General features: G+C 57.7%; 14 protein-coding genes and 1 pseudogene. 6 read left to right on the forward strand and 9 right to left on the reverse strand.

Annotated elements, in window-relative coordinates; genetic code table 11:
* Nucleotides 1-89: 89 nt before the first annotated feature.
* From EKD03_RS19180 to EKD03_RS14160, 4 genes and pseudogenes are all read left to right on the forward strand, one after another.
* Nucleotides 90-1,364: pseudogene (locus EKD03_RS19180) on the forward strand (S41 family peptidase); the annotation flags it as partial.
* 39 nt (nt 1,365-1,403) lie between these two features.
* Nucleotides 1,404-2,420, forward strand: a complete 1,017-nt coding sequence (locus EKD03_RS19185; protein WP_476695792.1) for a S41 family peptidase — start codon at nt 1,404-1,406, stop codon at nt 2,418-2,420.
* A gap of 41 nt (nt 2,421-2,461) precedes the next feature.
* Nucleotides 2,462-2,839 (forward strand): response regulator, encoded by a 378-nt coding sequence (locus EKD03_RS14155; protein WP_129632106.1) that lies wholly within the window; start codon nt 2,462-2,464, stop codon nt 2,837-2,839.
* Nucleotides 2,817-4,046 (forward strand): ATP-binding response regulator, encoded by a 1,230-nt coding sequence (locus tag EKD03_RS14160; protein WP_161569271.1) that lies wholly within the window; start codon nt 2,817-2,819, stop codon nt 4,044-4,046. The genes EKD03_RS14155 and EKD03_RS14160 overlap by 23 nt, the downstream gene beginning before the upstream one ends.
* A gap of 161 nt (nt 4,047-4,207) precedes the next feature.
* Here the strand turns inward: EKD03_RS14160 and EKD03_RS14165 are convergent, their stop codons facing one another.
* From EKD03_RS14165 to EKD03_RS14190, 6 genes are all read right to left on the reverse strand, one after another.
* Nucleotides 4,208-4,927: an FHA domain-containing protein gene (locus EKD03_RS14165; protein ID WP_129632113.1), complete on the reverse strand. Its 720-nt coding sequence runs from the start codon at nt 4,925-4,927 to the stop codon at nt 4,208-4,210.
* A gap of 18 nt (nt 4,928-4,945) precedes the next feature.
* The gene (locus tag EKD03_RS14170) at nt 4,946-5,758 is read right to left on the reverse strand and encodes a 3-hydroxyacyl-CoA dehydrogenase (protein WP_238613528.1); all 813 of its coding nucleotides are present in this window, start codon (nt 5,756-5,758) and stop codon (nt 4,946-4,948) included.
* Between the two features lie 63 nt (nt 5,759-5,821).
* On the reverse strand, nt 5,822-6,769 hold the full coding sequence (gene mmuM / locus EKD03_RS14175; RefSeq protein ID WP_129632117.1) for a homocysteine S-methyltransferase: 948 nt from the start codon (nt 6,767-6,769) through the stop codon (nt 5,822-5,824).
* A gap of 76 nt (nt 6,770-6,845) precedes the next feature.
* The gene (gene feoB, locus EKD03_RS14180; protein ID WP_129632120.1) at nt 6,846-8,579 is read right to left on the reverse strand and encodes a ferrous iron transport protein B; all 1,734 of its coding nucleotides are present in this window, start codon (nt 8,577-8,579) and stop codon (nt 6,846-6,848) included.
* Nucleotides 8,576-9,097, reverse strand: a complete 522-nt coding sequence (locus tag EKD03_RS14185) for a FeoB small GTPase domain-containing protein (protein WP_129632123.1) — start codon at nt 9,095-9,097, stop codon at nt 8,576-8,578. Before EKD03_RS14185 ends, feoB begins: the two co-directional genes overlap by 4 nt.
* 15 nt (nt 9,098-9,112) lie before the next feature.
* The gene (locus EKD03_RS14190) at nt 9,113-9,358 is read right to left on the reverse strand and encodes a FeoA family protein (protein ID WP_129632126.1); all 246 of its coding nucleotides are present in this window, start codon (nt 9,356-9,358) and stop codon (nt 9,113-9,115) included.
* A 143-nt stretch (nt 9,359-9,501) separates the two neighbouring features.
* Here EKD03_RS14190 and EKD03_RS19115 point away from each other — a divergent pair, with 143 nt between their 5' ends.
* A complete protein-coding gene (locus tag EKD03_RS19115) occupies nt 9,502-9,825 on the forward strand; it encodes an AbrB/MazE/SpoVT family DNA-binding domain-containing protein (RefSeq protein ID WP_420808807.1) in 324 nt (107 codons plus the stop codon).
* The gene (gene mazF, locus EKD03_RS14200) at nt 9,825-10,172 is read left to right on the forward strand and encodes an endoribonuclease MazF (RefSeq protein WP_129632132.1); all 348 of its coding nucleotides are present in this window, start codon (nt 9,825-9,827) and stop codon (nt 10,170-10,172) included. The genes EKD03_RS19115 and mazF overlap by 1 nt, the downstream gene beginning before the upstream one ends.
* Before the next feature lie 29 nt (nt 10,173-10,201).
* Here mazF and pstB read toward each other — a convergent pair whose 3' ends face one another.
* Genes pstB through pstC form a run of 3 tightly spaced genes read right to left on the reverse strand, consistent with a single transcriptional unit; the run spans nt 10,202 to nt 13,295 of the window.
* Nucleotides 10,202-11,008 (reverse strand): phosphate ABC transporter ATP-binding protein PstB, encoded by an 807-nt coding sequence (gene pstB / locus EKD03_RS14205; RefSeq protein WP_174842878.1) that lies wholly within the window; start codon nt 11,006-11,008, stop codon nt 10,202-10,204.
* Nucleotides 11,005-12,327, reverse strand: coding sequence for a phosphate ABC transporter permease PstA (gene pstA / locus EKD03_RS14210; protein WP_129632135.1), 1,323 nt, complete (start codon nt 12,325-12,327; stop codon nt 11,005-11,007). Before pstA ends, pstB begins: the two co-directional genes overlap by 4 nt.
* A complete protein-coding gene (pstC, locus tag EKD03_RS14215) occupies nt 12,327-13,295 on the reverse strand; it encodes a phosphate ABC transporter permease subunit PstC (RefSeq protein ID WP_238613529.1) in 969 nt (322 codons plus the stop codon). The genes pstA and pstC overlap by 1 nt, the downstream gene beginning before the upstream one ends.
* Between the last annotated feature and the right edge of the window lie 330 nt (nt 13,296-13,625).

The following is a 13,625-nucleotide window of genomic DNA, read 5'->3' on the forward strand; positions in this document are numbered from 1 at the left end:
CGCTACGGGCGACGCAAGGAGCATGATCTGGCACGAAAGACCGTCTTTATCCGTACATACGTACTGCGTAAGGTGAGAATTGGGATGGGGCGGTGGTGCAGCATGGCAATGAGAATGGCCGCACCCGCCTCACCGATTTCCTCAATGATGGGAAACGCCTGCTCCTGCTGAGTGATGCCGAGGGTGAAGAGGCGCTGGAGATCCATACGATTGATGGCGCAACCCCACCGCGCCGCCTCGCGGGCCTCGATATTGGCCGCCCAATCAGCCTGAAGCCCGCCCCCAAGGGCGAATTGGCCGCCCTCACCAACCAGCGCCACGAGTTGTTGCTGGTGGATCTCGAAGCCGGAACGCTGCGCACCCTCGACCATAGCCCCAATGGGCGGATCTATAACGCCGAGTGGTCGCCCGATGGACGGTGGCTCGCCTATAGCTACCCCGATACGCGCCGCACCCGCGTCATTCGGCTCTGCGAGGTGAGTAGCGGGGCCATCCATACCATCACCCGTACCCTGCTCTACGATACCGCCCCCGCCTGGGACCCTGAGGGCCAGTATCTCTACTTTATTGGCTACCGCGATTTTGACCCTGTGCGCGATCAGGCGCAGTTTGCGTGGAGCTTCCCGCGTATATCGCGCCCGTTCCTCATTACGCTGCGCAGCGATCTCAGTTCGCCCTTTGAAACCGGTGGGGTGAGTAAAGAGAGCAAGGAGAGCAAGGAGAGCAAGGAGAATAAATCAGCCCCGCCTGAACCAAATGGTGAACCAGCACCCGATGAGGCTAAGCCCGAAAAACCCGAAAAACCCGAAAAATCCGAAGAAAAGATCCTTCAGATTGACCTCGAAGGGATCAGTGATCGCGTCCTCGCCTTCCCGGTACCGCTGGGGATCTATGGTCAAGTCGCCGGGATCAAAGGCAAAGCGATCTATACCAACTATCCCATGCATGGCGCAATCAGTGGCAATGGCAATGGCGACGATCAGGGCCGCTTGGAGGTCTATGACTTTGCCGAACGCAGTTCGGAATTTATTCTTGATGGCGTCACCGAATTTGGCCTCACCCCCGATGCCCGCGCCATAATCTACCGCAGTGGCCGGAAACTGCGGGTGCTCAAGACCGCCGAGAAGCCCAAAGATAATGGCGCACCTAGCCGCAAGAGTGGCTGGGTTGACCTCGGTCGGATCAAGGTGGATCTTAGCCCGCCCCAGGAGTGGCGCCAAATGTACCGCGAGGCATGGCGCATGCAGCGCGATCAGTTCTGGAGCGAGGATATGTCAGGTATTGATTGGCAAGCGATCTATCTGCGTTACCTGCCCCTCATTGATCGCGTGGCCAGTCGGGGTGAAGTCTCGGATCTGATCTGGGAGATGCAGGGCGAGTTGGGTACCTCGCACGCCTACGAAATGGGCGGTGACTACCGCCCCAGCCCGCTCTATCGCCAGGGCTTTTTGGGGGTTGATCTGGCCTATGATCCTGCGACCGAGAGCTATAGCATCTCCCGCATCCTTCAGGGCGATACCTGGGACGAACGCGCCTCTTCACCCCTCGCCCGCCCCGGTTTGGGGGTTCAGGTCGGAGATCGGCTGGTGGCGATCAATAGGCGGCACCTGAACGCCACGCGCAGCCCCGGCGAGTTGCTCGTCAATCAGGCCGGTGCCGAGATCTTGCTCACGATTGCCCCCGCCGATGGTGGGGAGGCGCGCACCATGACCGTCAAGGCACTGGCATCCGAACACATGCTCCGCTACCGTAGTTGGGTCGAAGCCAACCGCGCCACCGTCCACGCCGCCTCGGATGGCCACGTCGGCTACCTGCACATCCCCAACATGCAGGCGTGGGGCTTTGCCGAATTTCACCGTGGCTACCTGATGGAGAGTACCCGTGCTGGTTTGGTGGTGGACGTGCGCTACAATGGCGGCGGTAATGTATCGCAACTCTTGATCGAAAAACTGGCTCGCCGCCGCTTGGGCTATAAGGTCTCGCGCTGGGGCCAACCTACCCCCTACCCCGCCGATTCGCTCCTTGGCCCCGTGGTTGCGATCACCAATGAACATGCCGGCTCCGATGGCGACATCTTCAGCCATGTCTTTAAACTGCTCGACCTTGGCCCGCTGATTGGCAAACGTACCTGGGGCGGGGTGATCGGGATTAACCCCATCGATTCCCTGGCCGATGGTACCACCACCACCCAACCCGAATACTCCTCGTGGTTCCCCGATGTCGGTTGGGGTGTCGAGAATTATGGCACCCAACCAACCATCGAGGTTGAGATTGCCCCCCAGGATTATGTAGCCGGACACGACCCCCAACTCGAACAAGCGATAGCTGCGGTATTGCGTCTCATGGAGGAACATCCACCCCAATTGCCCGAATTTGGCCCGCGCCCAAAACGTATCCTTCCAGCATTGCCGGAGGTGTAGGTGTGATGCTTGATGCCACGTAAGCATCATTGAGGTATTCGATGTCTGTTGTCCTGATTATTGAAGATAATGCGGCTAATCTTGAACTCATGCACTACCTTCTCGAAGCCTTTGGCCATCAGGTGTGCAGTGCCAATGATGGACTCACTGGCCTCGCAATGATCCAGTGCGATCCACCCGCTGTAATTGTCTGCGATATCCAAATCCCATACCTTGATGGGTTGTCCATCGCTCGCCGCCTCAAAGCTGATCCTGAGTTGCGCCATATTCCCCTCATCGCCGTGACCGCGCTAGCAATGGTGGGCGACCGCGAACGTATCATGGATGCAGGCTTTGATGGGTATATCCCTAAGCCCATCGACCCAGAGCATTTTGTCCATCAAGTGGAGGCATTTCTTGGCCAAGATTCTCATTGTTGATGACCGCCAGATCAATCGCGAGTTTTTGATGACTCTGCTCTCCTACCAGAATCACCACCTGCTCGAAGCAGGCTTGGCCTCTGAGGGGTTAGCCATCATCTGCACCGAACATCCCGATCTAGTGATCACCGATATCCTGATGCCAGAAATTGATGGCTTCGAGTTTGTGCGCCGTATCCGGGCTATTCCTGAGATTGCCGCAACCCGCGTCATCTTTTATTCTGCTAATTATGTCGAGTCAGAGGCACGCATTCTCGCAGAAGCGTGTGGGGTTGAGTATGTGATCGCCAAGCCCGCCGAACCAGAGCAAATCTTAACGGTCGTCCAGTCGGCATTGGGGATCGAAGCACCTCCAGTCTATACCATGCCCAGTGCCGAATTTGACCGAGCACACCAACGGCTGTTAATTGATAAACTGGCCGAAAAGGTGAATGAACTGGAGACACTCAATGCCAGTTTGGAACAACGAGTTAAGGAACGCACATCCGAACTCGCCGAGGCTAATGAGCGCCTCCGCGAGTTGAATGCCTTCAAAGACAACCTGCTCATGATCGCCTCGCACGATCTGCGCTCACCCCTCGGAGTGATTCAGAGTATCGCCTGCATGATCCTGGACAACCCCGCAACCCTGGAAACAACCCGCCGCTCGGTACAGACGATCATGTCCTCCGCCGATCAACTCAACAACCTCGTGACCGACATCCTCGATATTTCGAGCCTCGAAGCGGGTAAGGTCGTCTTAGAGCCGATCATCATCCAAATCGGCTTTGTTGCCGAACAGGTGATAGAGCACTTACGCTATAGTGCCGAAGCCAAACAGATCCGCTTGAGTTTAGAGGTCAACCCCACCAATCTGGTCGTCTTAGCCGATTGGCACAAACTCTCACAGGTCTTTAGCAACCTGATCGGGAACGCGATCAAGTTCACGCCCCACGGTGGCTGGGTCGCCGTCATGATCAAGCCTGAGGGGAACCGGATCTGCTTTCAGGTCGCCGACAATGGGCTGGGCATTCCCAACGAGGCGCTTCCCCATATCTTCGAGAAATTCCAACGTGCCCACCCCACCGGCACGAACAATGAGCGCGGCAGTGGGCTAGGGTTGGCGATTGTGCAGCAATTGGTGGAGTTGCACAACGGCCAGATCGAGGTCGCCAGCCAAGTTGGGAAGGGAAGCCTCTTTCGGGTCTATCTGCCTGCGATACAGTAAAGAGGGCCCGGTGGGCCAGGGCATGTGCAAAGTCACCTCCGGTGGGGGTTCGGGGGCGGCTGCGCCGCAAGGACTTTGCACATGCCCTGCCCGCTGGGCCGTCTCTCGGCGAGCCGTCTGCCCAGCGAGCAGACGGCTGCGCTGTACAGCACGACACACCCCTACATCTGCACCTTGATGACGAGGGTTCCTAACCGTATCTCATCACCCGTGCGTAAGGTCTGCGGCTGGCCCGGCTGAAGCCGCGTGGTATTGAGGAAGGTGCCGTTAGTGCTATTCAGATCCTCAAACAGCACCAGCCCGTTCTGCAAGAAGATCCGCGCATGGCGCCGCCCCACCCCGCGCTCTAACGCCCCGTGGTTGGTGAGATCAATATCGGGGAAGACGTTGCTCACCGGATCGGCGCGCCCAATCACCGCCTGACCGCTGGCTGGTAGTGGCAGGCTCGCCGCATTGGATTGGATGACGAGGTTAACCCCCGCCAAACTCGGTCGCCCCTGAGGTGGCGCGGGCGGCACCACGGGTGGCGTGACTAGCGGCGGGGGTGGCGCAGCCACCGGCTGCGGTGGCGGGTAGTTGGGCTGTGCGGGAACCCCGGCATAGGGCAACGCCGGAGGTGCCGCCGTCGGCACACTCGTCCCCGCCAACAACGAGGCACCACACGCATCACAGAACGCCTCACCCGGAATTACCGCCGTACCACACTGGGGGCATGTGCTTGGCCCAGCAATGATCGTTGGCCCCACCACAGCCTGCGGCGTGGCGGGGGCCGAAACAGGTTGCGCTCCTCCCAATGGCACCGCGATCAACTCCGCCCCACACTGATCACAGAAGCGTGCCGCAGCCGGATTATCAACCCCACACTGAGGACAGAAGGGCATAGCACAAGCCTCCCTTTATTAACGCGGTGCCATACGAATCGCCCCATCAAGGCGGATTACCTCACCGTTCAACATCTGGTTCTCAATGATATGGCGCACCAGTGCGGCATACTCGGCGGGGTTCCCTAAGCGCGAGGGGAAGGGTACCTGCTGCCCCAGTGACTCACGCGCCGCAGTGGGTAATCCAGCCATCATCGGCGTGTCGAAGATCCCCGGCGCAATGCTCATCACCCGGATGCCAAACCGCGAGAGTTCCCGCGCAACCGGCAAGGTCATGCCCACTATTCCGCCCTTCGAGGCTGCGTAGGCCGCCTGACCAATCTGGCCGTCAAAGGCGGCCACCGAGGCTGTATTGACGATCACCCCGCGCTCGCCACTTGGCCCCGGCTCATTGTTCTGCATCACCTCGGCAGTCAGCCGGATCACGTTGAACGAGCCGATCAGGTTGACCCGGATCGTCTTGGCAAAAAGATCGAGATTGTGTGGGCCGTTGCGCCCCAAGATGCGCTCGGCCAACACCACCCCCGCGCAGTTGATCGCCCCATGCAAGCCACCCAGTTCGTTCACTGCGACACTGATTGCGGCCTGAACATCTGCTTCATTACTGACATCGGTCTTCACAAAACGAGCAGCTTCTCCCAACTCGGCAGCTACGGTCTCCCCGGCCACCTGGTTCACATCGGCGAGCACCACCCGTGCCCCCTGCTCAACCAGCATCCGCGCCGTTGCCGCGCCTAACCCCGATCCACCACCACTCACCAGAAAGACCTTGCCTGTAATATCCATGAAGATTTGCTCCTCTTGTTCGATCATCCCGTAGGGGCGAAGCATCGCCCTCTAAGCTCATTCATATGCCCCGACCACATGGAGGGCGATGCTTCGCCTCTCCATGTATTATACCCGGTCGTGCGACGCACGCGCCCATTCCGCAATCGCCCGGATATGGTCGGGCGTGGTACGGCAACAACCACCCAGGATGTTAGCCCCCGCCGCATACCACATCCGCGCCTCTTCGGCGTAGTCGCTGACCGGTGCAACCCCACACCATGCATGGCTGGCCGGATCATACACCTCGCCCGAATTGGGGTAGGCCACCAAGGGCTTACTCGTCGCAGCGCGAGCCGCCCGCAGAAGGTCGGCGACATACTCCGGTGCAGTACAGTTGACCCCCACCGCCACCACTTGGGGATGCTGAGCCACCTGAGCCACACAGGTTGCAAAGGGAGTACCGTCACTGATATGCTGCCCATCACGGGCACTAAAACTCACCCATGCCCAGGTCTGGGGGAACTCCTCCAACAAATGCAAGAGCAACCGCGCCTCGCGAAACGAAGGAATCGTCTCCAGCGCCAACAGATCCGCACCGGCATCACTCAGCACCGCCATGCGTGGGCGGTGAAAGGCCAACAGATCCGCGTCACTGATCGTGTAGTCCCCCCGATACTCCGAGCCATCATGCAGAAAGGCCCCATAGGGGCCAATCGAAGCTGCCACGAGTGGGCGCGGACGCCCGGTATGATCCACCGTAGCCCAAACCTCATCACGGGCTTCACAGGCCAGGCGTACCGAACGGCGCATCAGTTCGCTTGCCGCTTGTACCCCCAGCCCACGGCGGGCAAACCCAGGGAATGTGGCCTGATAACTCGCGCTGATCGCACAATCCGCCCCGGCTCGGAAGTAGTCGGCATGTACCTGCCGGATAAGATCCGGCTGTTCCAACAACAACCGCGCCGACCAGAGCGGATCGTTCAGATCCGCCCCTCGTCGCTCTAGTTCGGTAGCCAACGCCCCATCTAAGATCACTAGGTCAAAGTTCTGGAGAATGGTATCAATCGGATTCATAAGTATGTGTGAGTAGTGCCTTCAGTGTATGGATAGCCTAATACTACACTGATCTGGACGAATACTCAACACCGATCTACCCCAACCCTAACAAGCGCCCACCCTGAAAGACGATCAGCGCGGCAAGCCAGGCCACAACAAACTGGCCCACAATGCTCACCCACATCCAACGTGTACCAAACTCGTGGCGCGCCGCCGCCGTCGCCACCATACACGGGGTGTAGAGCAGCACAAAGACCAGGAAGGCGAGTGCCGCCAGCGCCGGATGCCCACCGCTACTGGTCGCAAAGCTGGCCTGGATCGCCATACCCAAACCATCAGGCGGCGCTTCCTCTTCCGCTGCACCCAGGCTTATGCCCACCATCTGCGGGAGAACCTTGATCGCATCAAGCAGCGCCGTCCCCAGGCTGGTGAAGATCCCGCTCACATCCTCCATAAAGGTTGTGGGAACAGCCTCCTCTGCTTCACCTTCATCAATATGGAAGGTTTGAAGCATCGTGCTCACCACCACCTCCTTGGCCACAAAGCCAGAGATGAGCGCACCCGACGATTCCCAACTCCCAAAACCGAGCGGGGCGAAGATCGGGCTGATCCCACCCGCCACCAACGCAAAGGCGCTCTGGTCAATCTCGGCCTGTGCAAATTGGCCCTCGCCACGCACCGGGATAGCCAGCAGCACCCAGATCAGAACACTGGTAGCCAGAATCAAAGTCCACGCATTGCGCACAAACGACGAGGTGCGTTCCCACATCTGGCCCCAAATACACCGCCACGTTGGGATACGGTAGGGTGGTAGCTCCAGCACAAAGGGCGATGGTGGCTGATTACGAAAGACTGTACTACGGAGCAAAAACCCTACCCCAATCGCCATCGCCACGCCGGTTAAATAGAGACCGAAGATGACCAAGCCAGCATGTGCCGGAAAGAAGATCGTCGCCACCAACACATAGACCGGCAGCCGCGCACTACAACTCATGAAGGGAACGAGCAACCCGGTCATCAGGCGGTCTCGTGGGCTATCCAGAGTACGAGTGGCATAGATCGCCGGGACGGTACAGCCGAAGCCGACGATCATGGGCAAGAAGCTCTTCCCATGCAGACCCAGCCGGTGCATCATACGATCCATCACAAAGGCGGCGCGCGCCATATAGCCCGAATCTTCCAGAATGGCCAGCGCAAAGTAGAGGGTGAAGAGCACCGGCACAAAGACCAACACGCCACCCACGCCAACCAGCACCGCACCGATCAACAGCGACTCAACCCACGTTCCACCCAGCCCCACCAGACCTAGCAGCGCGATCATCCAATTGCTGATCGGGCCACTGATCACCCCATCAACCCAATCCACAAATGGCCCGGCGACATCGGTCGTCAGCTTAAAGACCACCCACATAATGAACAAGAAGATTGGGATGCCCAAGAAGCGGTGGGTAAGGATCTTATCAATCCGATCCGAGACGGTGAGATCATGCACCGATCCGGGGCGGGTAAGCACCTTACCCACCAATGTATGCACGAAGCGGTAACGCTGATCCACCAGCGTAATATCCAGATCCTCACCATAGCGAGCTTCGAGGCGCTGCATACTCGCCGTCACCTCAGCCGCAAGGCTAGAGCCACCAACAGCGATCACCTCGGCCAGTAGCCCCTCATCCCCCTCAAAGATCTGGACGGCCAGCCAACGTAGCGGGTAGGTGGAGGATAACGTCGGCTGGAGCGCGAAGAGTTTAACCAACCGCTCCAACTCCGCCTCAACTGGCGCATCGTAGCGCACCTGCGCTGTGGGCAGCGTAAGCGATGCGACCGTCATGCAACACCCCCGCGCACCGGGGCACTCGCAATCAACTGGTTCAGCACCCGCTTCAATTCATCCATGCCCTGCCCCCGACTGGCCGCCATCATCACGACAGGAACACCCATCTCAGCGACAAATGCCTGTTGATCCAACACAAGCCCACGCGCATTGGCCACATCAACCATGTTCAATACCAACACCAGTGGCACCTCCATCTCCAACAACTGCGCAGTCAGGTAGAGATTGCGCTCCAAGTTAGCCACATCGAGCACGTTCACCACGGCATCGGGGCGCTCGCGGATAATAAAATCACGCGCAATCTGCTCTTCCAGTGAGCGGGCTGTGAGGCTGTAGGTACCGGGGAGATCAACAATCGTGGCGGTCTGCGTACCGAGGGTTACAACCCCCTCCTTGCGCTCGACCGTCTTACCCGGCCAGTTGCCGACATGCTGGCGCATACCGGTGAGCGCATTAAAGACGGTGCTCTTGCCAACATTGGGGTTGCCTGCAAGAGCAATGGTGAGGTCTGCCATAAACTTAGGTTCACCTTAATCAAGCGCGGAGACCAAAACCGAATGCGCAACCCCCGCCCCTAGTGCCAAACGGGTATCACCAACCGCGATCAACAGGGTACCTCCATGATCGTTCATAATCGTCAGGTGGCTGCCGGGGATCAGACCAAGTTCAGCCAAACGACGCGCACTGCGCTGGTTGCCAGTGACTTCGACGAGGCGGACACGTGTACCGGTACCGGCCATAGCCAATGGAAGTGTACACTGAACTGGCTGCATCATAGAAACTGGCTCCACAGTATGTGCTGGTTGTGGTAAACCATAATTTATGGTATACCTTAAAAGTCTTATATTTAAGGTATACCATAAATCCCTCTCATAGCGCAAGGTGAGAGAGCACAACTTTAGGTTGTTGAGAATTAACAATGCGCGTATCTTGCAAAGTTACACCTTATAATGTATATTCATTGTATATACATTACTGGTATGACACAAGGGGGTGGATCGTGCGCACACGTATTCAAAAGTGGGGCAATAGTCTAGCCGTCCGTATCCCCAAATCGTTCGCTTCGGAGATAGGACTCGTAGATGATTCTGAGGTCGATCTGCGCGTTGTTGACGGTCAGTTGAGGGTTGTACGCATCTCACCAAGGCCCTACAGCCTTGATGCGTTACTTGCAGAGGTTACTGATGATAATCTGCATCACGAGGTGTCTACCGAACCAGCAGTAGGTAATGAGGTGTGGTAATGGCCTACGTTCCTCAACGTGGTGATGTGGTATGGTTAGCCTTCACACCCCAAGCAGGTCATGAACAGGCGGGGCGACGCCCAGCAGTGGTACTTTCCCCTATTACCTATAACCGCCGGGTTGGTCTGGCAATCTTCTGCCCAATTACCAATCAGCGCAAAGGGTACCCATTTGAAGTTACCATCCCGGATGAGGTGGGTATCACTGGCGTTATTTTAGCCGATCAGGTCAAGAATCTTGACTGGCGCAGTCGGAATACAGTATTTCTGGCCACACTCCCGGATGCAGTAATCACAGAAGTTCTTCAGAAACTGAACACCCTGGTAAGTTTCCTAGCTTCCCGGTAGCGGCAAGCTTCCGGGAAGCTAGGAAGCCCCTAGCCAAAGCGCCCCGAAATATACTGCTCGGTACGGCTATCCTTCGGATTCTGGAAGATCTGCTCGGTGTGATCATACTCGACCAACTGCCCGGCCCGATCTTCGTCCATCAGGAAGAAAGCGGTATAATCGGAGGCGCGCGCCGCCTGCTGCATGTTGTGGGTGACAATCACGATGGTGTAGCGTTGCCGCAACTCGAACATCAACTCCTCGATCCGCAGCGTCGAGATCGGGTCGAGCGCCGAACATGGCTCGTCCATCAAAATGATCTCCGGCTCCACCGCCAGTGCGCGTGCGATACAGAGCCGCTGCTGCTGCCCGCCAGAGAGCGAAAGCCCACTCTGCTGCAACTTATCCTTCACGTCATCCCACAGCGAGGCACCCCGCAGCGAACGCTCCACCAATTCGTCCATCTCACCCTTATTGCCCTTCCAACCATTGATCTTGGGGCCAAAGGCGATATTATCGTAGATGCTCTTCGGGAAGGGGTTGGGCTTCTGGAAGACCATTCCGATCCTACGGCGTACCTGTACTGCATCAACATCGGGTGCATAGAGGTTCTGGTTCTGGAAGAGGACATCACCCTCCACCCTAGCCCCCGCGACCAAGTCGTTCATGCGGTTGAAGGCGCGTAACACCGTGCTCTTCCCGCATCCCGATGGGCCGATCAACGCGGTGATCTTGTTGCGCTCGATGGCAAAACTCACATCCTTCACCGCCCGAAAGGCGCTGTAGTAGATGTGCATGTTGCGCGTCTCGAGCGCGTAGCGCTCGGTAGGAATCATTGCCGGGTTGGTTGTGGTCATGACACCCTCTTGGATCGTAGGTAATTACGTAGAAAGATCGCCAGCGCGTTCATGGAGAGCAGCATGACGAGCAGCACGATAATCGCCGCTGCCGCAATCGCCCGGAACTCCACCTGCGGGCGCGAAGTCCAGTTGTAGATCTGGATCGGTAGAACGGTAAACTTCGAGAACGGGCCGCTCGGATCGGTGACGATGAAGGTCGAGGCACCCACCACGATCAGCGGCGCAGTCTCGCCAATCGCCCGCGAAATCGCCAGGATCGTTCCAGTGAGAATACCCGGCATAGCATTAGGGAGTACCACCTTCCAGATCGTCTGCCAGCGCGTCGCCCCCAAGCCATAACTGGCTTGGCGCAACGAGTTGGAGACTGCCCGGATGGCCTCTTGCGAGGAGATGATCACCACCGGCAAGACCAGCAGCGCCATGGTCATGCCCGCTGCCATGATCGTGCGCCCATTGGCGGTTCCATCCGCCGTCCCACCTAAGAAGCTACCACTAGTAAAACTCTCTAAGGCGCGCACGAAGATCGCCAAGCCCAACATACCATAGATGATTGATGGCACTCCAGACAGGTTGTAGATGTTGGTCTGGATGATGCTCGATCCGCGATGCAGAACCGCATTCAGCCGCCGCCCCAGTGCGGTACGCTCATCAAAGAGCTTATCGGTGGCATACTCCTCCAAGTAGAGCGCAGCCCCAATACCGAGTGGGAAGGCGATCAGTACTGTGATAAACAACAGCCAGAGCGTCCCCATCACCGCCGTGCGCACCCCGGCCATCTCCGGGCGGCTCGACATAGGATCGGTAATGAAATCGCTGCTCAGCCAACTCTTAAAGCTCAGTTCAGCACGGGGATGCTCCTCGGCCAAACTGGCCGTGATCGCCGCCCGGTTGAAGAGGTACTCGTTGAGTGGGTAGACCGCCACAATCTCTGGCTTGATGATCTCCAGGTTGATGATCTCAATCAAATCCTCGTTACTGCGTTCTAGGAGCGGTTGGTCACGATCTAGGTTGCGCAATACCCGCTCCCGCAACCGCTCTTCGAGGATGGCGATCAACTCAGCCTGGCTCATGCTCGCTGGGTCACGGTTGGCAAAGACCTCTTCGTCAGAGATCACGCTCTGCACCGCAACGCCACCAAAGGCATCATTGATGACATTGAAGAGCAGCAAGCCCAATACCAGGATGCCCAAGATCGTACATGCCAGTAGCACTGACTGCCAGATCTTGCCCATCCGTTGGCGGGAAGAGACATTGTGGTGTAGTTCTTCGCCTTCGGGCAAGTGGCCCCGCGAGCGGGGTGCGGTATCAGTAGACATTAGTCATAGACCTCTCGGAAGTGATTGACGATCCAGCGACTCATGATGTTCAGTGCCAACGTAATGAAGAAGAGTACCAAGCCAATCGCAAAGATCGAGTCATAGTCAATCGAGCCATAGCTCAAGTCACCACCCGAAATACGCGCAATGTGGCCGGTCATTGTCTCCGCTGGTTCAAAGGGGTTAGCGGTGAAATTCGGGCTGGCTCCAGCCGCTAATGCCACCACCATCGTCTCACCAATGGCACGCGACATCCCCACGATGCTGGCTGCAATCACCCCCGAAAGCGCCGCTGGGAAGACCACCTGGATCGCCGTCTCAAACTTGGTCGCCCCCAAGCCAAAGGATGCTTGGCGCAACGCCGAGGGCACCGAACTGAGCGCATCTTCGCTCATCGTGGCGATCAGCGGCATGATCAGGATACCGACCACAATGCCTGCCGCAGCAACATTGTAGATCTGTACCACGTCCTTACCGAAGATGTTGCGCAACAACGGCGTCACAAACGTAAGTGCGAAGTAGCCATACACCACCGTCGGCACACCCGCAAGGATCTCAAGCAGAGGCTTCAGAATACTACGCGCCCGCTCCGAAGCGTACTCCGCGAGGTAAATCGCCGCCCCCAGACCCAATGGCACTGCTACCAGCATCGCAATCAGGCTGGTCATTAGCGTGGCATTCACCAATGGCAGAATGCCGAACTCCTCAATCGCCGGTTGCCAGACGGTCTTGGTGACAAACTCAACCAGAGTGACATCGGGATGCGCGAAGAAGAGCAACGACTCGTGGCCCAGCACAACAACGATACCCAACGTGGTGAAGATCGAGATGACACCACAGAGCAAGAGGGTGAACTGGATCAGCGACTCGCCAATCCGTGGACGTTTGCGTAGGTCTATCATTCGGGTATTCGCGTCAGTGAGGGGCACTGCACGTTCTACCACCCCTACACGAGCTTGATCCGCCATAAGGTTCTCCTTAGATAAAGCGGAGTGGGTAGAGTCACAACATGATTATATAAGCAAATCATTGGTTTGTTTTGAACATTCGGCGCTATGGCTTCGACAAGCTTAGCCAGCGGTATGCACTGGCGTTGGCTGAGCTTGTCGAAGCCAACGCCACCACGCCACATGGCTTCGACAAGCTCAGCCAGCGGCGCTGGCTGAGCTTGTCGAAGCCACAGATCGCATCTACTGAGCGTCGAGCCACGCCTGCTTCGCAGCATTCAGCGCCTTGGCGCTGGCCGGGAAGTAGCCCACGTCAATGATCTCGTCGTTGACGTTGGTCAGGTAGAAGTT

Source organism: Candidatus Oscillochloris fontis (assembly GCF_004138135.1).
GTDB classification, from domain to species: domain Bacteria; phylum Chloroflexota; class Chloroflexia; order Chloroflexales; family Chloroflexaceae; genus Oscillochloris; species Oscillochloris fontis.